This is a genomic window from Halovivax asiaticus JCM 14624, from assembly GCF_000337515.1.
GTDB lineage: Archaea > Halobacteriota > Halobacteria > Halobacteriales > Natrialbaceae > Halovivax > Halovivax asiaticus.
In genome coordinates this window covers 285,997-304,785 of sequence record NZ_AOIQ01000014.1, presented here as the reverse complement: position 1 = coordinate 304,785, position 18,789 = coordinate 285,997, and the positions used below count along the sequence as shown (strand labels likewise).

General features: G+C 66.0%; 16 protein-coding genes and 1 pseudogene. 10 read left to right on the top strand and 7 right to left on the bottom strand.

Features of this window, described 5'->3' with window-relative positions; genetic code table 11:
- Positions 1-121 precede the first annotated feature (121 nt).
- A complete protein-coding gene (locus C479_RS09040; protein WP_007701249.1) occupies positions 122-739 on the bottom strand; it encodes a helix-turn-helix transcriptional regulator in 618 nt (205 codons plus the stop codon).
- Between the two features lie 373 nt (positions 740-1,112).
- On the opposite strand from C479_RS09040, the gene wecB reads away from it, so the two are divergent.
- From wecB to C479_RS09005, 7 genes are all read left to right on the top strand, one after another.
- Positions 1,113-2,213 carry a non-hydrolyzing UDP-N-acetylglucosamine 2-epimerase gene (gene wecB / locus C479_RS09035; RefSeq protein WP_007701248.1) on the top strand — a complete coding sequence of 367 codons (1,101 nt, stop codon included), beginning with the start codon at positions 1,113-1,115 and terminating at the stop codon, positions 2,211-2,213.
- On the top strand, positions 2,210-3,463 hold the full coding sequence (locus C479_RS09030; protein WP_007701247.1) for a nucleotide sugar dehydrogenase: 1,254 nt from the start codon (positions 2,210-2,212) through the stop codon (positions 3,461-3,463). Before wecB ends, C479_RS09030 begins: the two co-directional genes overlap by 4 nt.
- Positions 3,460-4,506 (top strand): DUF354 domain-containing protein, encoded by a 1,047-nt coding sequence (locus C479_RS09025; protein WP_007701246.1) that lies wholly within the window; start codon positions 3,460-3,462, stop codon positions 4,504-4,506. Before C479_RS09030 ends, C479_RS09025 begins: the two co-directional genes overlap by 4 nt.
- 253 nt (positions 4,507-4,759) lie before the next feature.
- Positions 4,760-6,106: a nucleotide sugar dehydrogenase gene (locus tag C479_RS09020; protein WP_007701245.1), complete on the top strand. Its 1,347-nt coding sequence runs from the start codon at positions 4,760-4,762 to the stop codon at positions 6,104-6,106.
- A 1-nt stretch (position 6,107) separates the two neighbouring features.
- A complete protein-coding gene (locus C479_RS09015) occupies positions 6,108-7,304 on the top strand; it encodes a glycosyltransferase family 2 protein (RefSeq protein ID WP_007701244.1) in 1,197 nt (398 codons plus the stop codon).
- Positions 7,301-8,257 (top strand): glycosyltransferase, encoded by a 957-nt coding sequence (locus tag C479_RS09010; RefSeq protein WP_007701241.1) that lies wholly within the window; start codon positions 7,301-7,303, stop codon positions 8,255-8,257. Before C479_RS09015 ends, C479_RS09010 begins: the two co-directional genes overlap by 4 nt.
- Positions 8,257-10,248: a hypothetical protein gene (locus tag C479_RS09005; RefSeq protein ID WP_049907182.1), complete on the top strand. Its 1,992-nt coding sequence runs from the start codon at positions 8,257-8,259 to the stop codon at positions 10,246-10,248. The genes C479_RS09010 and C479_RS09005 overlap by 1 nt, the downstream gene beginning before the upstream one ends.
- 222 nt (positions 10,249-10,470) lie before the next feature.
- Here C479_RS09005 and C479_RS08995 read toward each other — a convergent pair whose 3' ends face one another.
- From C479_RS08995 to C479_RS17035, 5 genes and pseudogenes are all read right to left on the bottom strand, one after another.
- Positions 10,471-10,665 carry a hypothetical protein gene (locus C479_RS08995; protein ID WP_007701233.1) on the bottom strand — a complete coding sequence of 65 codons (195 nt, stop codon included), beginning with the start codon at positions 10,663-10,665 and terminating at the stop codon, positions 10,471-10,473.
- Between the two features lie 97 nt (positions 10,666-10,762).
- Positions 10,763-11,191: a CBS domain-containing protein gene (locus C479_RS08990; protein ID WP_007701230.1), complete on the bottom strand. Its 429-nt coding sequence runs from the start codon at positions 11,189-11,191 to the stop codon at positions 10,763-10,765.
- 81 nt (positions 11,192-11,272) lie between these two features.
- The gene (locus C479_RS08985; protein ID WP_007701227.1) at positions 11,273-11,833 is read right to left on the bottom strand and encodes a hypothetical protein; all 561 of its coding nucleotides are present in this window, start codon (positions 11,831-11,833) and stop codon (positions 11,273-11,275) included.
- A 74-nt stretch (positions 11,834-11,907) separates the two neighbouring features.
- A complete protein-coding gene (locus C479_RS16805) occupies positions 11,908-14,310 on the bottom strand; it encodes an ATP-dependent DNA helicase (protein WP_049907216.1) in 2,403 nt (800 codons plus the stop codon).
- Positions 14,311-14,424: 114 nt separating this feature from the next.
- A pseudogene (locus tag C479_RS17035) lies at positions 14,425-15,456 on the bottom strand (amino acid--tRNA ligase-related protein); the annotation flags it as partial.
- Between the two features lie 158 nt (positions 15,457-15,614).
- Between C479_RS17035 and C479_RS16070 the strand changes: the two are divergent.
- From C479_RS16070 to C479_RS08970, 3 genes are all read left to right on the top strand, one after another.
- Positions 15,615-15,824: a hypothetical protein gene (locus C479_RS16070; RefSeq protein ID WP_152415847.1), complete on the top strand. Its 210-nt coding sequence runs from the start codon at positions 15,615-15,617 to the stop codon at positions 15,822-15,824.
- Between the two features lie 345 nt (positions 15,825-16,169).
- Positions 16,170-16,808 (top strand): hypothetical protein, encoded by a 639-nt coding sequence (locus C479_RS08975; protein ID WP_007701223.1) that lies wholly within the window; start codon positions 16,170-16,172, stop codon positions 16,806-16,808.
- Between the two features lie 228 nt (positions 16,809-17,036).
- Positions 17,037-17,612 (top strand): DUF1684 domain-containing protein, encoded by a 576-nt coding sequence (locus C479_RS08970; RefSeq protein WP_007701220.1) that lies wholly within the window; start codon positions 17,037-17,039, stop codon positions 17,610-17,612.
- Positions 17,613-18,061: 449 nt separating this feature from the next.
- Here the strand turns inward: C479_RS08970 and C479_RS08960 are convergent, their stop codons facing one another.
- Positions 18,062-18,742, bottom strand: coding sequence for a class I SAM-dependent methyltransferase (locus tag C479_RS08960; RefSeq protein WP_007701214.1), 681 nt, complete (start codon positions 18,740-18,742; stop codon positions 18,062-18,064).
- Between the last annotated feature and the right edge of the window lie 47 nt (positions 18,743-18,789).

Genomic DNA, 18,789 nt, shown 5'->3' with positions numbered 1-18,789 from the left:
GACGACAGAGCGAGCGAGCGCGAGTCGGGCGGCTCGCCCCTCGACGAAGAAACGAGTGATCGTTTCGAAGGCGACGTCGAACCGACAGCGACGGCGAGCGAGTGGCGACCGATACCGCGTGTCAAATCCCATCGCCGTCTGGCAGCACGTGCGGCTCGTCGGGTTCCGATCCGGGCAGGACGATGATGTTCTGTCGACCGGCGTTTACCTTTCGGACCTGGTCGTTGTCGTTCATCCGGGTGAGGAGCCGGCTCACTTTCGACTTCGACCACGGCGTCCGCGCGACGATCTCGCTCTGCGGGAGTTTCCCCTCGTTCTCTTCGAGGAGTCGGACCACCCGCTCGAAATCGGTCAGGGGCCTCGACGGCTGCTCCCGATCGGGGGCCGGATCGTAAGATCGCTCGGTTTCGCGGTTCGATTCGGGCCGGTCCAGCGGCTCCGAACCGTCTTCCGACGGACGGCGGTCCGCACCGATCCGCGGCTCGTACCGGTAGGCGAGGCCCGCCGTCACGACGGCCAGTGCCAGTACGGCGCCGCCGAGGACGAACACCAGCTCGCGACTCGAGATACCCGCGCCGACCCCGAGGGCGAGATTCTGGGCCGTGGCCGCTGTAACGCCGTCGAGAACGGCTGCGTTTCCGTGGGTCGCGCCGACCGGGGTCGCGGTTGCGATGGGTACGACGAGTCCGCCGAGTACTGAGCGAAGAGGTGCCGAAATAGCGCGCGATCGTCCGATCATCGCTTTCCTCCGGCTCTCTCCGTTCTCGAGGGGCCCTCCTGGACCGGCTCCATTCGAGACCGCACTCCCGACCGTCGGTTCTGTCCGTCGTCCGTCGGATGTGGCGCCAGCGTCCTGTCGTGCGTGTCCGCACTCATTTGCATCTCACTCCGGAGTCGCCGTGAAATACTATAGAGCAGCTAAACGCCACGCTCGACGGAGCGCCACGCTCGAAACGCCCGACAGGCGGTCGAGAGACACCCTGTGGGGACACTTCGCCGGAGATGGCTCCGTTGATTCGCTTATCAGCTCGGTAATAAAGCCGGTTCCGTGGCTTCCGAGAAACCAGCGTGTACGTTCGAAATCCCACCGTCATCGGACGGATGATATCCATATGACCTCCGCACAACTGGCCATCGTTCTGGGAACGAGACCCGAGATCATCAAGCTCGCGCCGATCATCCAGGAGTGTCGTCGGCGCGATATTGCACATACCGTCGTCCACACCGGACAGCACTACTCCCCGCGACTCACGGAGGTGTTCTTCGAGGAGCTCCAACTCCCCTCGCCGGATCACACCCTCGGCGTCGGCTCGGACACGCACGGGGAACAGACCGGGAGCATGATCGCCGGCATCGAATCGGTCCTTCTGGACGTCGACCCGCGGACGGTGCTGGTCCAGGGCGACACCAACACCACGCTCGCCGCCACCATCGCGGCGAGCAAACTCGACGTCGAGCTCGCCCACGTCGAGGCCGGTCTCCGGAGTGACGACCGCCAGATGCCCGAAGAGGTAAACCGCATCATCTGTGACCACACCGCCGACCAGTTGTTCGCCCCGACCACCGAGGCGGCGACGAACCTCCGGGACGAAGGCATCGAGGCCGACCGGATCACCGTCACGGGGAACACGGTCGTCGACGCGTTACAGCGCCACCGTCGAATCGCGCTCGAACGGAACACCCTGCCCGAGGGTCTCGGCGACGTCCCTGGCGAGTACGGCCTCGTCACGCTCCACCGGGCCGAGAACGTCGACGAACCCGAGCGCTTCGCCGACATTCTGTCCGGTATCGACCGCGTGGCCCGGGCGTTCGACCTGGAGCTGATCTATCCGGTTCACCCGCGCGCACGGGAGGTTCTATCCGACCTGCCGGTCCCCGACACGGTGCGGCCGGTGGAACCGCTCGAGTACCTCGACTTCCTGCGACTCGAAGCCGAGGCGAGGCTGATCCTGACCGACTCGGGCGGCGTCCAGGAGGAAGCCTGCGTGCTGGGCGTGCCGTGTGTCACCCTCCGGGAGAACACCGAGCGGCCCGAGACGATCGCGGTCGGGGCCAACAGACTCGGCGGCGTGTCGCCCGAACGGATCGCCGAGGCCGCCCGCGTCGTGCTCGCGGCCGACGACGAGTGGGACAATCCGTTCGGCGATGGCGACGCGGCGCGTCGGATCCTCGAAGCGTCCGCCGCGACCCCTGCCAGGGAGGTGGTCCAGTGACGTCCGTCTGCGTCCACGGACTCGGCTACATCGGTCTCCCGACCGCCGCGGTGCTTGCCGACGCCGGCCACGCGGTCACCGGTTACGACACCGACGAGGCCGTCCGAGAGACGGTTCAAAACGGCGACATCCACTACGAAGAGCACGGACTGGCCGACCTCGTCGCCGCGGTTCGAGCCGATGGCGCACTCAGCGTGGCCGCCGAGGTGCCGACGGCCGACTATCACCTCGTCTGCGTTCCAACCCCGTTCGACGAGGCGGCCCGCGAAGCCGACCTCCGGTACGTCCGGAGCGCGGCGCAGGGGATCGGCGAGGTGCTCCGTGCCGACGACGTCGTGGTTCTCGAATCGACGGTACCGCCGGGGACCACGATCGGCCCGTTCCTCGAGGCGCTCGAAGCGCCGTCCGATCTCGAAGCGGGGGCCGACTTCTCGCTCGCGTACAGCCCGGAGACGGTGATGCCCGGCCGAGCGCTCGCCGAGCTTCGAACGAACGACCGGCTCGTCGGCGGCTTCACCGACGTCTCGACCGAGGCGACGCGACGGCTGTACGAGTCCGTCGTGACGGGCGAGATCGCGACCGTGCGCGACCCGACGACCGCGGAGTTCGTCAAACTCCTGCAGAACACCTATCGGGACGCGAACGTCGCCCTCGCGAACGAGATCGCGAAACTCGCCGACGATTACGGCATCGACGCTCGGGCCGCCATCGAAGACGCTAATCGCCACCCACGGGTCGACCTCCTCCAGCCCGGCCCCGGCGTCGGTGGCCACTGCCTCCCGGTAGATCCGTGGTTCCTGGGCCACGGCTCGAACCAGCTGGACCTCGTCGAACGAGCTCGGGAGATCAACGACGGGATGCCCGCGTACGTGGCCGACAAGGTCTCCCGCCGACTCGGCTCGCTCGACGGTCGCCACGTTGCGGTTCTCGGCGTCGCCTACAAGGGGAACGTCGACGACCTCCGTGGGAGTCCGGGAATCGCACTCGCCGAGGAACTCGAGTCTCACGGCGGCCCGACGGTCGCGCTCCACGATCCGCACGTCTCCGACTCGACGCACCGCCTCGAATCGCTCGACGGTGCGACCCGAGACGCGGACGCGCTGGTGGTAACGGCGGCCCACGACGAGTACGCGTCGCTGGCTCCCGATACCGTGACGGCCCGAATGGCGGACGACGTCGTCGTCGACGCCTGCGACGTCCTCGACCGGGAGCGCTGGCGCGACGCCGGTGCGACGGTGGTGACGCTATGACCGAGCGCCACGCCGCGTGGGTGGACCTCGTGAGTCCGTCCCACCCGTTCCTGTTCGGCGCCCTCACCGACGCACTCCCCGAGATCGCGGTGACGACGACGGTCCGTCGGAAGACCGAGACCGTCTCGCTGGCCGACGAGGTGGGATTCGACTTCGAGGTTCGCGGCCGCGACTTCGACAACCCGCACCTCCGGAAGGTCGGCATCCCGTATCGAACCGCACGGCTCGCGATCGACACGCCGAAAGCGGACGTCTCGCTGTCGTCGCGCAATGCCATGTGCGTCCTCGCGTCGAAGGCGCGCAACATCCCGTCTATTCACTTTACGGACAACGACATCACCGCCCACGTCGACGGGCTGTGGGCCGAAGAACTGTACAACTGGCTCGAAGCCCGGGCCACCTACACCGTCGTCCCGGCGGCGTTCGAGACGGCGGAGCTCGAAAAGTACGGCGCCGACTCGTCGTCCGTCTACACGTACCCCGGCTACAAGGAGGACATCTACGTCGCCGATTTCGACGTCGATCCGACGTTCGTCGATCGGCTTCCGTTCGAGGAGTACGTCGTAGTTCGTCCCGAGGCGCTCGACGCGGCGTACGTCGACGCCCGGTCGATCGTCCCGGACCTCCTCGACGCCCTGGTCGAAGACGGGACCAACGTGGTCTACCTCCCAAGGGGTCGCGGGGACGAGACGTACGCCGAGCCGTTCAGCCCGGAGCGCGTGCACGTTCCGTCGGACGCCTACGACGGTCTCCAACTTGCGGCACACGCCCGATGCGTCCTCACGGGTTCGGGAACGATGGCCCGCGAGGCCGCCTGCATGGGCAAACCGGCGGTGTCGTTCTTCCCAAACACGCTCCTCTCGGTCGACCAGGAACTGGTCGACGAGGGTCGGATCCATCACTCGCGCGATCCCGAAGCCATCGCCGACCACGTCGCCGGCCTGGACGCCGACGACGTCAGTCTCGACCGATCGCGCTCGCGACGGGTGCGAGACGAGGTGGTTTCGCTGACCAGCACGCTCGTCGAGAGGGCCGCGAAATGAACGGGGTTCGTCGGCGCCGCGAGATGGACGGAGTACAACGGCGCAGTGAGATAGCTGGAGTTCAACGGCGCCGCGAGATGGACGGGATCCAACGGTGCAATGAGGTGGATGGGGTCCAACGACGCCGCGAGCCCGACGGAGTCCACGAATTCGGGCGGCTCAGGCTGCTTATCAGTCATATAATAATGACCGCTGGACCGCTTGCGACGCACGACGAGACGACTGTGGAGAAATTCACTTCAGAGACACTATCATGAGTTCGTACAACGAGAACCCAGAGCGAGCGTCGAGGATCGAGCGACAGCAGCACAGCCCGAAGTCGGTTCCCATCTGCCTGGTGGGTCTCGGCTACGTCGGTCTCCCGCTGGCGATCGAGTTCGACCACGCGGGACAGCAAGTGCACGGATACGACATCGACGAAGCGAGAATTCGGCAACTCGATCGGGACGTCGACGTGACCGGCGAAGTCGGCGACGCGGCGATAGCCGAAAGCAACGTCCAGTTCACCGCCGACCCCGCTGCCATCGCCGAGGTCGAGTACGTCTTCATCACGGTCCCGACGCCGGTCGACGCGTTCCAGAATCCCGACTTCAGGTACGTCGAGCGCGCGGGACACACCATCGGCGAGTGGATGACGCCGGGAACCACGGTCGTCCTCGAGTCGACGGTATACCCGGGTGCGACCCGGGACGTGCTGGTCCCGGCGCTCGAATCGTCCTCGGAACTGACGGCCGGTGAGGGGTTCCACGTGGCGTACTCGCCGGAACGTGCCTCGCCGGGCGACGACGACCACGGCCTCCGCGACGTCGTCAAAGTGGTGGGCGCCGACGAACCCGAGGTCCGCGACGACGTGGCGACCCTCTACGAGTCGGTCGTCGGCGCGGGCGTCCACCGGGTGGGTTCGATCGAGGCCGCGGAGGCGACGAAGTGCATCGAGAACGTCCAGCGGGACATCAACATCGCGCTGGTCAACGAACTCTCGATCGTGTTTCACCAAATGGGCCTCGACACCCAGGAAGTCCTCGACGCGGCCCGGACGAAGTGGAACTTCCACGACTACTCGCCCGGCCTCGTCGGCGGCCACTGCATCCCGGTCGATCCCTTCTACTTCGCGTACGGGTCGGAGATGCAGGGCTACACGCCGAAGCTCACCCTCAAGGGCCGGGAGATAAACGAGTACATGCCGAAACACGTCGGCGAGGTCACGCTGAAGGCGCTGAACGACGTGGGGAAGGTGCTCGGTGAGAGCGAGGTGCTCGTTCTCGGACTGGCGTACAAGCCGAACGTCACGGATATCCGCACCTCGCAGGTTCGAGGCGTCATCGACGTCCTGCGGAAGTACGACATCGATGTCGCGGGTCACGACCCCCACGCGGCCGACGACGTGATCCGCGACCACTTCGACATCGAGGTCCACGAGGTGCCCTCGTTCGACGGCGTCGACTGCGTGTTGCTGGCGACCGCACACGACGCGTTCGAACGCCTCGATCTCGCGGCCGCGGCCGACGCCGCGGCCGACGACCCCGTACTGATGGACGTCAACGGCGTGTTCGACGCCGACGACGTGACCGACCACGGGTTCACCTACCGGAGGCTGTGAGATGTACCGGGATGCTCGCGTGGGGGTCGTCGTTCCGGCGTACAACGAGTCGGCGCTCGTCGCCACCGTCGTCGAGACGATGCCGGCGTTCGTCGACCGGATCTACGTGGTCGACGACTGTTCGACCGACGATACGTGGGACCACGTTCGTCGCGCCGTCGAACAGGCCAGTCGGTCACCAGACGAGTCCGACGAGGGGTCCCGGGAGTCGGCCGACGCGGCGTCTGCGTCCCGCCGATCCGACGGCGAATCGGACCAGCCCGCCAGCAAATTCGACCGAACGTCCCGAGAACCCGGCCACCTCACCTCCGACGAGGAGACGGACCGATCCGTCGACGACCTGCTCCGGTCCGCCGAGCACGCGGACCGACCCGTCGGGGAGGCCACCAAAACCGACGGCGGGATCGACGTCGGTGAGCGCGCCGTGGCGATCCGTCACGCGGAAAACCAGGGCGTCGGCGGCGCGGTCACGACCGGCTACGAACGGGCGCTCTCGGACGACGTCGACGTGGTCGCGGTGATGAACGGCGACGCCCAGATGGATCCCGACGAACTCCCGCGGCTCCTCGACCCGATCGTCGAGGACGAGGCCGACTATGCGAAGGGCAATCGCCTCCTCGAATCGGAGTTCCGAGAGGGCATGACGCGGTGGCGGCTCTTCGGTAACTGGTCACTGACGCTTCTCACGAAGATTGCCAGCGGGTACTGGAAGACGATGGACCCGCAGAACGGCTACACCGCCATCACGCGGGAGGCGCTCGAGACCCTCGGACCGTCCGATCTCTACCAGGACTACGGCTTCTGTAACGACGTCCTGGTGCAACTCAACGCGAACGACTATACGGTCGCAGACGTGCCGATGGCCGCGGTGTACGGAGACGAGACGAGCAGCATCGAGTACTCGTCGTTCATCCCGCGACTGTCTGGGCTTCTGCTCGATCGATTCTTTTGGCGACTCCGCGTCAAGTACCTCGTCAGGGACTTTCACCCGCTCGCGCTGTTCTACTGCTTCGGCATCTGCACTGTGGTCGCGGGCGCGATCGGGGGGATAGCCGCGGTGGCCAGCGACGGCGACCGACGCGGGACGATCACCGGCGTGGCGGGCGTGGTACTGATTCCGATCGGCGGACTGGCGTTGCTGATCGCGATGACGCTCGACATGCGAGCCAACCGCGATCGGGAGGTGTGCGCCGAATGAAGGTCCTCCAGCTGGTCACCAATCACCGGCCCTTCTTCGACGACCAGGTCACCGCGCTCGAAGGCGTCGGCGTCGAATCGACGGTGCTCGAGGTGCCGGGGTCCTACCGGCCCGACGAGCCGCGCTCGGTGGCGGAGTACGCTCGCTACTACCCACAGGTCCTCGCTGCGATCGACGATCACGACCTCGTCCACGCCAACTACGGGCTGACCGCCCCGTTCGCCCTCGCGGCGACCCGGCGGCCGGTCGTCGTCACCTTCTGGGGGACCGACCTGATGAGCGAACGCGAGTGGCTGTGCCGCCTGAGCAGGATGGCGGCCGGGCTCGCCGACGCGACGATCCTCCCGAGTCGCCGGATGGCCGAGGCGCTCGGTCGCCCCTATACGTTCGTCCCGTTCGGCGTCGACGCGGACCGGTTCCGTCAGATTCCACGCGATCGCGCCCGCGACCGAGTCGGCTGGAGCGACGACGAGACGATCGTCCTCTTTCCGTACGCGCCCGAACGCCCGGAGAAGGACTTTCCTCGCGCCGAGCGCGTGGTCGAAGCGGCCGACGCGGACGCCGACCTCCGGACCGTGACTGGCGTCCCCCACCACGAAATGTCGCACTATCTAAACGCCAGTGACGCGCTGCTCGTCACGTCCCGACGCGAGAGCGGCCCGATGGTCGTCAAGGAGGCGGCGGCGTGTGGCGTTCCGGTCGTCTCCACCGACGTGGGCTTCGTCGACGACGTGCCGGGGACCGCGGTGTGCAGTAGTACCGACGAACTCGCGGCCGAACTCGACCGCGTCCTCGAAGCGCCGCGGCCGGCGGGGGCGACCCTCCCGCCGGAGTGGCAACTCGAAGCCACCGGCGCGCGACTTCGAGCGGTCTACGAACGGGTGTGTGCCGATCGGAACGCGACGCGGAGCGGCGCCGATTCGCTCGGGACGCAACTGGGGGGCGCGACCTGATGTCGATTCGATCCGGCGGCCGGTTCGACGGCATTCCCCTTGACGAGGCGGCCGCCATCGCCGGCGTCCTCCTCGCGCTCGCGTTGGTGCCGCTGCGGTTTTTCGTCTCCCAGATCTACATCGAGACGATTCCGATCGTCCTCGGCGTCGCCTGCGCGCTCTACCTCGTCGGGATGTACACCGGGACGAGCGATCGCCACCCGCACCACCGCTCGCTCCCTCGACTCCCCACCCGCGCTTCGGCGATCCTCCCGAGCGCGGTCTTCTTCGGCGTGGCACTGATGATCGTCGTCGCGGTCCACTCGGGTGGACGGTCGCCACTGTTCTACGCTATCGCGGGCGTTCTCGGAACGCTCCTGATCGGACAGGTCCTGTTCGTCCGCGAGGAGGATCTCAGCCGCGACTGGCTGCTCCTGCAGATCGTCGTTCTCGCGGCGGCGATCCGACTTCCGGCGCTGTACCTGAACCCGGGGTTCATCGGGATCGACATCTGGACCCACGTTCCGCGACTCGCCGATGCGATCCTGACCGAGGGGACGCTGGCGGCGATCGACGACGACAAGCACTACGCGGCTCCTTTCTACCACCTCTACGTGGTGACCGGCGCGGCGCTGTTCGACACCTCGCTCCGAACCGCACTCTACCTCACGCTCGGTCCCATCATGGTGCTGTCGTCGCTGTTCGTGTACGCGACGGCAAACCTGCTCGTGGCCGAGCGGTGGGCGATCCTCGCGGCCGCACTGTACGCGTTGGCTGACTACGCCGTCGAGTGGAGCATCCACCTCATCCCGACGAGCCAGGGCCTTGTCGTGTTCCTCGCCATCACCTACATGCTCGTCCGATTGATGCGGATCGAGTACCGACTTCGGGACTTCGTGCTCCTGATACTCGCGTCCATGGCACTCATCCTCACCCATCAGGTGTCGACGTTCATCATGCTCGTGCTACTCGGGTCGACGCTCGTCGCACGGTTCCTCGTCGAGCACGGCCCCTTCGCCAGTTCGCCGACCATCTTCACCCCGTTCGAGGGGGAGCAGACCGTCCGGATCGCGGGCGTGCTGGTGTTCGACGCGGGATTCACCCTGTTCATGTGGTCGTTCACGCCGTATGCGGGTTCCGACCAGCCGTTCCTCTCGCTGGTGTTGAGTTACCTCGTCGAGACGCTCTCGTCGAGTGCCGGCCTCCTGAATCTCATCGGCGGATCGAGCGCCGCCGGCGGTAGCGGCGCGAGCGGTGGCGGCCCGTCGTTCGTCGAGGAGGTCGCCCTCTACATGGATACGGTGGGGTTCCTCCTGCTCCTGTTCGCCGCGCTCGCGGGGTGTCTCTACGTACTCCACCGCAACCGGGCCTCTCAGGCGACGATGACGCTGGTCGTCACGACCGCGATCATGCTGGTGTTCGTTCTCGGCCTCCCGATATTCGGCATCAACAACTTCGTTCCGCAGCGCTGGATCGCGTTCCTGTACGCGCCGATGGCGATCCTCGGCGTCGTCGGCCTCGGCTACCTCGCACGAGCTCTGGACCCGCGGGTGTTCGTCGCCGTTGCGGTGGTATTCGCGCTCGCGTTCCCGAGCGTAATGGTGATGTCGAGTAACGGAACCGTCGACGACCCGGTGTTCCCGGGCGAGCGCGAGCGACTGAGCTACACCGAGCAGGAGCTCGCGGCGGTCGATACCATCGGCGCGATGACGGGATCGCCCGAGCGCGAGGAACTGACCGCTCGGCAGTTGGTCTACACCGACCATCCGTATCAGACCGTCTTCACGCGCACACGGTCGCATCCGGCCAGTCCGGCGATACTCAACGAAACGCAACCCAGGCAGCACGATATCGTCGTCTATCGGGACTACCAGCGGGCGGGAGCGTCGTACTTCCTGACCGAGGAGATGGGCCAGGGGGTAATCCAGGACGTACCGAAGTCGCGCCTGTGCGGACCATCGATGGGCGAAGTGTACGCGAACGGCGACGTGGTGATGTGTTCGTCGCCCTGAAGCGCCTGACCAACGTGGCGATATCGAGCGGCTTCAACCCGCTCCGGGTTGGCAGGCGCCCGGGGCCGTATTCCAGCATCGTCCGCAACGCAGCGGTCACACTCGTCGCCGCGGCGGCCAGCGTCGTCGCACTTACCGACCGCTACTCGCCGATCGCACGATAGTCACACGCGGATCATTCGGCGCTCGTCAACTCAGTCACCCCACTTCTCTCGAATCGGCTCACTCGTAGGCCTCGTATTCGATCGCGCGAACACCACGATAGACCAGATAGCACAGGTACGCGAGAAGGCCGAGAACCGCGGGTGGGCCGAAGGGAATACCGAAGAGTGTGTAGAGGCCCGTCCCAACCACGAGGAACCCGATTACGAGGAAGTGGACGAGTGGCACACTGGCTGTCGGCCGTCGCTGTGTCATACGAAAATATTCGACGTTGAACAAATACGGATTTCGGTGCAGGCTGTGCAATTCGGCCGGTGGCAGCGCACCGGTGGCCACCCATCCGCGGAATCGATCACCGATCGTCCGGTCGTCGCCCCTGCCGACGCGTCGACAGGCCCGGCCGCTCTCGCAACCGGTCGGGCAGATGCCAGGCGATGTCGGTGAGCGTGACGATGCCGAGGGGCTTCGTGCCGCCGCGGATCGGGAGTCGTTTGATCCCCTCGGCCTCCATCGTGCGGAGGGCGGCTTTGACGCTGGTCGTCGACGTGGTCGTCACCAACTCGGTGCTCATTACGTCGGCGACGGCGAGCGCCGAGAGCGTCGCTTCCGCCTCGAACAGCGCGGCCAGGATATCCGACTCCGTGACGATTCCCACGAGACCGTCGTCTACGACGAGGACGCTGCCGACGCGGTTGACGAGCATCGTCTCGACCGCCTCGTCGAGCGTGGCGTCGACGCCGACCGTCACCACCGGCGACGACATTATCTCACGAACCTCCATGCGATAGGGTGGCACGGATCGGCAATAATTCTTCGCCCGCGGATCACGGCCAGGAAAGCGCATCCGAGTCGTGATCGACGATCAGCCGGACCGCCAAGTCGTGTGCATCGCGACACCGAGAGAGAGCGCCGCGTCGACGAGTTCGTCGTCCGAGCCTTCCGGGTCGGTTCGTGACACGGCGCCCATCGCGTTCGCGTCCCGAAAGAGGACGATGCCTTCGTTTCCATCGACTGATCCGGAGATGCTCTCGACCGCAATGTCACGGTCTTCGAATCCGTATCCGGTCTGGTAGCCGTGGCCGTCGAACGCCTCGCGTGCCGCGTCAACGGTGTCGAACGTCCAGACTCCGGCGGTAATCCATCCGGCTGGACCGTCTTCGGACATGGAATACAATCCGATGGTGGCGTCGGCTCCTCGCGTGATCATCGACCGCTCGTGGGGGTCTGAAGGGTCCCAATCACCGCCGACTGCTTCGTTCGCGCCGTCCTGGGTAAGTAAGAGTGCCTCGGCATCTGCTGCGATCGGTTCGTCATCGTTTCCGTCGGTGGCGTGGTCCGGCGACGACGAGTTGCTGTCCGTACACCCGGGCAGGAAAACCAGACCCGCAGAGATGCCGAGCTGGAGGGTTGTTCGGCGTTGCATACCCGACGAGTCCATCGTATCGGTAAAAAGATTTTGACGTTTATCTGCCATTATTGCGCGTGGAGTTCACGGCCTCAGCCGTCCCCGAGCCGCTCACGGACGCGGTCAAGGCCCAGTTCGAGCATGTCCGGACTCACGGGCTGGTACTCGTCGGCGTTGGGGAGATAGCCCCGAACCGAATCCCACGACTCGCGCGCGTAGCGTTCGTCGAGAAAGACCCGAGCGCCGACGTCCTCGGGGCTTCGAATGACGCGTCCGAGCGCCTGTCTCGCCTTTCGAACCGCCGGAACCGTCAGCGCGTACTCGAAACCCGCGCCGAATTCGTCGTCGTATGCGCGTCGAACCGCCTGCGTGCGCGGACTCGACGTGTTGACGATCGGGACGCCGCAGACGACCGCCGCGTTCAGCCGGTCGCCGCCGTAGTCGACGCCCTCGGTGAGCGTTCCACGGAGACTGGTGACCAGCACCTTCCCATCACCCGCGAAGAACTCGTCTTTCAGCGACTCGGTGGCCACGTCGTCGCTGGCCACGTCGAGGAGGACGGGTTTGCCGTCGAGATTGGACTCGAGCGTGCCCGCCGCCCACTCGGCTTCGGCGTAGCTCGGCATCCCGACGAGGACGTTGCCGGGCAGGGCGGCGATTTCGGCCAGGGCGTCGGCGTACACGCGGCGAGTCGGGGTCGTGTCGCCCGCGACACCGTTGGCCTCGTCGCCAGCCCCGCCCGGGGACCCGCGGTTGTCGTAGGTGAACTTGGGTGCGGCGACGGCGAAACTCTCGCGGTTTTCCTCGGGGAAGTGGAGGCCGTAGCGGCGTTCCACGATCGGGCGATCCGCCTCGTCTTCGAGATATCGTAGACCCGTCACCTCGGCGAAGGCGTCCATCGGGGCGAGCGTCGCGCTCATCAGGACGCCGCCGCCGAACGCGGCCAACCGTTCGCCGATAGCACCGCTCGGGACGCAGTTGTGCAGGGAGAGTCTGGCCGTGTACGCGCGTCGCCACGAGTCGTCGGGTTCGGTCTCGTCCCACGTCCGTTCGAGTTCGATCTCGCGGAAGTAGTCGGTGTGGCCCCGTCGGTTCCACTCACCCAGGAGCCGCCCGACGGCGGGTGCGGCCCTCGTCCGCTCTTCGTCTTCGGCCTCGTTCAGGATGCGAGAGACGACGGCCCCGACGGACTCCGACCGGACCCAGTGGATATCGGTGTAGCCCGCCCGCTCGGCCCACTCGGAGAGGGAATCGACGGCCGGCTCTGACGGGTCCCGAAGAGGGATTTCGTCGTCCGAGAGCGTCGTCAGGTCGGAGCGCCAGCCCGGCGACTCGGTGTCGAGGTGGGCCTCGACCCGGCGATCGAGTTCCGTGCGCAGATCCTGCAGGAACTCGAGGGTGGCCTCCAGTTCCTCGAACGAGACGTCGGAGCCGGCCAGTTCCGCGCGGACGAGTTCCGCATCCGCCGTCTTCGACCCGCCTTCCGTCTCCCGGCCCTCGCGCTCGTAGCGGACGGGCCGGATCACCCGCGAGAGTTCCGTGACGGCGTCGCGGATCGTCGCGTCGGCCACGCCGTCGCTCACGAGGTCTCGCACGCGCGGTTCGAGCATATGTGCCTCGTCGCAGACGACGAAGGTCTCCTCGCTGGCGAGCGCGCCCGTAAAGGCCGAGAGTGTCGTCGGATCGAACGCGTGGTAGTAGTTGCCGATCACGACCTCGACCTCGCCGAGGGCCGCACCCATCACCGAGTGGGGGCAGGTCCCGTGTCGGACCGACTTCGCCACGAGGTCGTCCGGCGTCACCATCCCTGCGCTCGTCAGATCGAACGGCACCGCCTCGGCGGGCGAGCCCTCGCCCTCGGCGGGCAGATCGTCTAGATACTGCGCGTAGAACGGGCAGTACTCGACGCCGCTTCGCCCGTCGTCGTACTCGGGCATGTCGGGAGCGAATGGGGCGGTCTCGCCGGCCGTCTCGAGGAGGCGAACGCCGAGATCGTGTCGGCCGCTGTCGGCGAGACCGACCTGCTGGCTGCGCGCCTGGGCGGTGAGGTCGCCAGTCGTGGTCGACCCGCCCTCGCCCGTCAGATCGCGGGTGCGGTCGCGGAGGGTCTCACACCGATCGTAGACGACGCTGTCGTCGAAGCCGGCGGCGTGTTCGCGATTGTACGGACAGACGTCCGCCTTTCCGACCAGCGTGAGCCCCGAGACCGGCTCGTGCTCGTCGGGCAGGTTCTCGTTGATCGTCTGTAGATCGGTCTCGAACTGGCGTAACTGCTGCTTGACGCTCGTCAGGACGAGGACGCGCTCGTACGTCGAGTCGGGGTCGCGCACCAGCGAGAGCCCGGCCGACAGCGAGAGCATCGTCTTGCCCGTCCCGCAGGCGCCCTCGATCACGGTGTAGCCACCGTCACGAGCCGTCTCGATCGCGGTCTCGATGCCGTCGACCTGCTCGTCGTAGGGCTCGTCGTGACCGAACAGCGCCCGCCACGCTTCCATCTCTTCCGTACTCATCGATGGGCAGCCATAGGGTTGACGGAGTGGGCTTGCTTCGTCCTCGTGTATAAATGGCCGGACCACCCCCGATCGAGGCGGTACTCCCACGCAGAGCGCCAGCCGGTCCGGATCTCGCGGGAAGAGGATCGCCTCCGACACGTGGTCGAGGTCGGCGATCTGCTGGACGAGCCGGTCGATACCGAGTCCGAAGCCGCCGTGGGGTGGGGTCCCGTAACTGAGTCCCTCCAGGTAGAACTCGAAGTCCGCGAGGTCGAGGCCGCGTTCGACCATCCGCTCGCGGAGCCGGTCGACATTGTGTTCGTGCTGGCCGCCCGAGGAGAGTTCGAGCCCCCGATAGAGCAGGTCGAACTTTCGTGAGGCGATCTCGTCGGTCGCGACGTCCTGTCGGTAGTAGAACTTCTCCTCGGGATACCCGACCACGAACACGGCCGGCTGACCGCGTTCGGCGAAGTACTCCCCCAGCAGGCGTTCGCCGCGGGTGTCGAGATCCGTCGAGTCCTCGGGTTCGTGATCGTACTCCGTCGCGAGGAGATCCAGTGCCTCCTCGAAGGTGATCCGGGGGAACGGGTCCGCAGGAACGGTGAGGTCGACGTCCAGCCGTGTCAGTTCGCGGTCGACCCGCGTCCGGAGCTCACCGAGCGCGTGTCGCAGGGACGCCTCCTGAACGTCCATCACGTCGTGGTGGTCCTCGATGTAGCCGAGTTCTACGTCGAGCATCGAGATTTCCGAGACGTGGCGAACGCCTCCGCGCGGAACGCGGTGCCGACCTCGAAGAGCCGGTCGAAGCCCGCGGCGACGAGGACCTGCTTGTACAGCTGGGGCTCTGTGAGAGTACCGCCTCCCGGTCGTAGTAGGCCACGGGGAACAATTCCGCCCCGCCCTCGGCGCCTGCTCGGCAGCGACGAGCTTGCCGGTGACGCGAACGACGTCTTCCCGTCCCAGATCGTCGACCCGACCGGTGAGAGCCGGGTGCTCGTCGGCTTTCACGATCACCTGACAGCGGCCGGTTCGATCCCTGACCAGGACGAACTGAATGCTGCCGAGGTCGCGGATCTCGTGGACGTGGCCCGCGATGGTCGTCGTCGATTCGGTCGGTTCACTGTCGTCGATATACGTTCTGTCTTGCATCGTCGTCTCGTGCAGGTGGCCGAGCGACTGCGCCCGGCCGTCGCACGAGTCGGTCGCGCGGTCCGGGTAGCTGGCCGCACCGTCGTCACGGAGCCCGTCGCTCGCCGCGACGACGTCGGGACTGGACGACGTCGGATCGAGCGGCGAAGTCTCGGAAAATGGGATGGAACACCTGCTCACGCAAGTGCATTCGTCGCGGCGGTGACGTCCTCGCGGTGCCGCCGCTCGAGTCGAACGGCGGCGACTTCGGGCGAGACGAGTGTCACCATCTCGACTGTGGGCTGCTGCCCGAATCCGATACCGATTTCGATCTCGTGGGCCAGCGTCTCGATGGGTGGATCGACGCGCTGTCGCCGGACCGCCGGTGAGAGCGCTCCAGGCTGTCAGTTCCCGTGGGACCGCCGAGCACGTCCGGTTCGAGAGGACGCGGAACCGACCGACAGACCGGTCTTCACCCCGCTATTTATTCATAAAATTCACCCATTCTTTCCCAACACAAACCGTACCGATATCCGGAAAATTATATATCCTTACTCGTCGGCACTGATAACGACGTATAATTCACTTTTAGAAAGTATTCTCCGGAGTCTTGCTTCCGTACTGTGATTCCCAGTAGTGATAGCAACCCGTATGGTACTGTTTCCATTGGTAACATTCATCAATACATATCAATTCAAAAATATTATATCGGGGTTCGTGGAACCGCCGAATGCATGTCGCAACAGACCCGCCGAAGGTTCCTGCGCATCGCCACCGCAACCGCCACCGGCTCGATCGTGGGCGTCGCCGCCGCGGACGACGCCGCGACGGTCTCTCACCACGAGACCTTCGCCAACGGACTCGACGGATGGTCGATCGATGCCGATGTCGCCGACGGGGTGGAGGAAGGCACGGACTGGTCCGTCGGCGTCACCGAGGACCGATCGCTCGTCGACGGGCGCGCTGCCTCGCTAACACTCGACGCGACCGCCGGCCACGGCGGCATCTGGATCGCACGCGAGTTCGACGTGGAGCCCGGCACCGCCTACTACGGCGATATCGGCGTCTCCGGGTGGAGCCCGGTCGAGAGTGAGATCGATCTCTCGCGGATCCGCGTCTACGCCGGTCCCGAATCGCCGACGTCCCTCGAGGACTTCCCGACCGCGCTCGAAGCCTGGCGCCTTCACGGCGAGGTCGGCGGCCTCGTCGAACCGCTCAACCGGACCGAGGGCTGGGACGAGTTCCAGACCGGCTGGGAGACCCCAGCGCTGTCGACGGACACGATCACCCTCGCCGTCGGCATCCAGTCCGCCTGGGAGATCGATCTCGAACACGCAATCGACGACGTCGTCATCGAACTCGAACCGCGGTGACGGCGCCGACGGACGGCGGCACCGACCCTCGATCGCCGCTGGGACCGGCGATCGAGCGAACCGGGGGGCCATTCGGCGGTGGGTTCGTCCGCTTTTTTTTCCGAACGCCACGTCGGGGAGCTGTGCGGCCGCGAGGAACGGCGATCTGTCGACGGGCCGAGTCTCCACATCGGTGATCGGCCCCGCGAGAACGCAACGCATTCCCGTGGCGGCGGTCAATCACGCTCCATGACCGACGACGTGGACGTAGATCGGTGGCGCCGCGAACTCGCTGCAAAGCGCGCTGAGAAAGACGATTTCTTCGCCGACCATCCCCAGTCGCCGATCCCGCCGGACGAACGCGACGAGTTCGACGGGCTCGCGTACTTCGAGCCGGACCCCGCCTACCGTGTCACGGCCGACGTGACCGTCCACGACGACCCCGACGTGGCCTACATGGACACGCAGACCGGCGGGGAGATGCGGTACCTCGCGGTCGCGACACTGTCGACGACACTCCCCGCCGCAGATCCCGATCGGGACGACGTTCCCGTCGAGATCGATAGCTATCGCCAGGAAGGCGCGAACGACGAGACGTTGTTCGTCCCGTTCCGCGACAAGACGACCGGACAGCAAACCTACGATGGCGGGCGGTACATCGAGCTGGCCGCCGAGCGGTCGCTCGAGACGGGCGACGAGATCGTCGTCGACTTCAACCTCGCGTACACGCCCTTCTGCGCCTTCTCGGAGGCATTCGAGTGTCCGAAACCGCCCGAGACCAACTGGCTCGACATCGCGATTCCGGCCGGCGAGCGGACGCCCTGAACTGGGGTCCGTCCCGCCGAGACTGAGACGGCAGCCTTCGATGCAGTGGTCGCACGAGGCTGGGAACTGTCGAACCTTCTTGTATTGTCTGAAAAGATGTCTACACCCACATTTCCAGTGGACGTCAGCCGTGCGTCAGACGCCGAGTGAGACCCCCTGCGTCGAGTTCACACGCCCCTCGTGTCATGATGGCGTAGTTCCAGTCGAAGTAAAGGGGTTCTGTGCGTCGATATTCGGCCGAATTTGCCCAGTTGACGGTGTGTAACGACGATTCGTTCGACTGGAGTGTCAGACGGACGACCGACGGAGAGGGAAGAGTCGTGGGCGTCGATTTCGGTGACATGAGCTAGTCTGTCCCGATATTCCACGTGAAATGAGGGGGTATCGCAAGTGAATCGCCGTCGGTTGCCGAGGGTGCTCGTCCGAGGCGACTTTCCGGACCGGTACCCTCACTCGGCGACGCCGACCGTCAGCAGCGTCCCGAACTCGCGATAGCGTTCGACCATGTCCTCGCGGCGCTCCCAGTCGTCAGTGGGGAAGGCCGACTCGTCGGGAATATCGACCTCGCGGTCGGGAATCGTGTCCTGCTCGGCGACGTGAAGGCCCGCGTCGCGGAACGCCTCGCGGTACGTCGTCGCGTCCCAGCGGGTCATCTCCACGGAGATCCGATCCTGCCACTCGTGAGAGTGAACGTTCTCCTCGTAGAAGTTGACGCCGCAGTAGAAGGTGCCGCCAGGACGGAGCACGCGGGCGATTTCTCGGAGGGTTTCGTGTGGATCGGCGGCGTAGTAGAACGCCTCCATCGACCAGACGTGATCGATCGCGTCCGTGGCGAACGGCAGCGAACCGAAGTCGCCGACGACGTAGCCGACCTGCGGATCGTCGGTGTAACTCGCGGCGTTTTCGGCCATCTTCGGCGCCCCGTCGAGGCCGTAAACGGTGCCGGCGTCGTAGGTATCGCGAATCGCCCGGCCGGCGTAGCCGCTTCCACAGCCGAGATCGAGGACGACGTCGCCGGGTTCGACCGGCAGCCGCCCGAGCGCGTGTTTGGCGGTCGCCCAGTGGCGGTCTTCCATCCCTCTGTCGCGACCGTCGGCCGCCCACGCGTCGAACTCCGCACGTACGCTCATAACGGGACAGTCGGCGTGACCGTTGAAAGTCCGTTCGACATGGATCG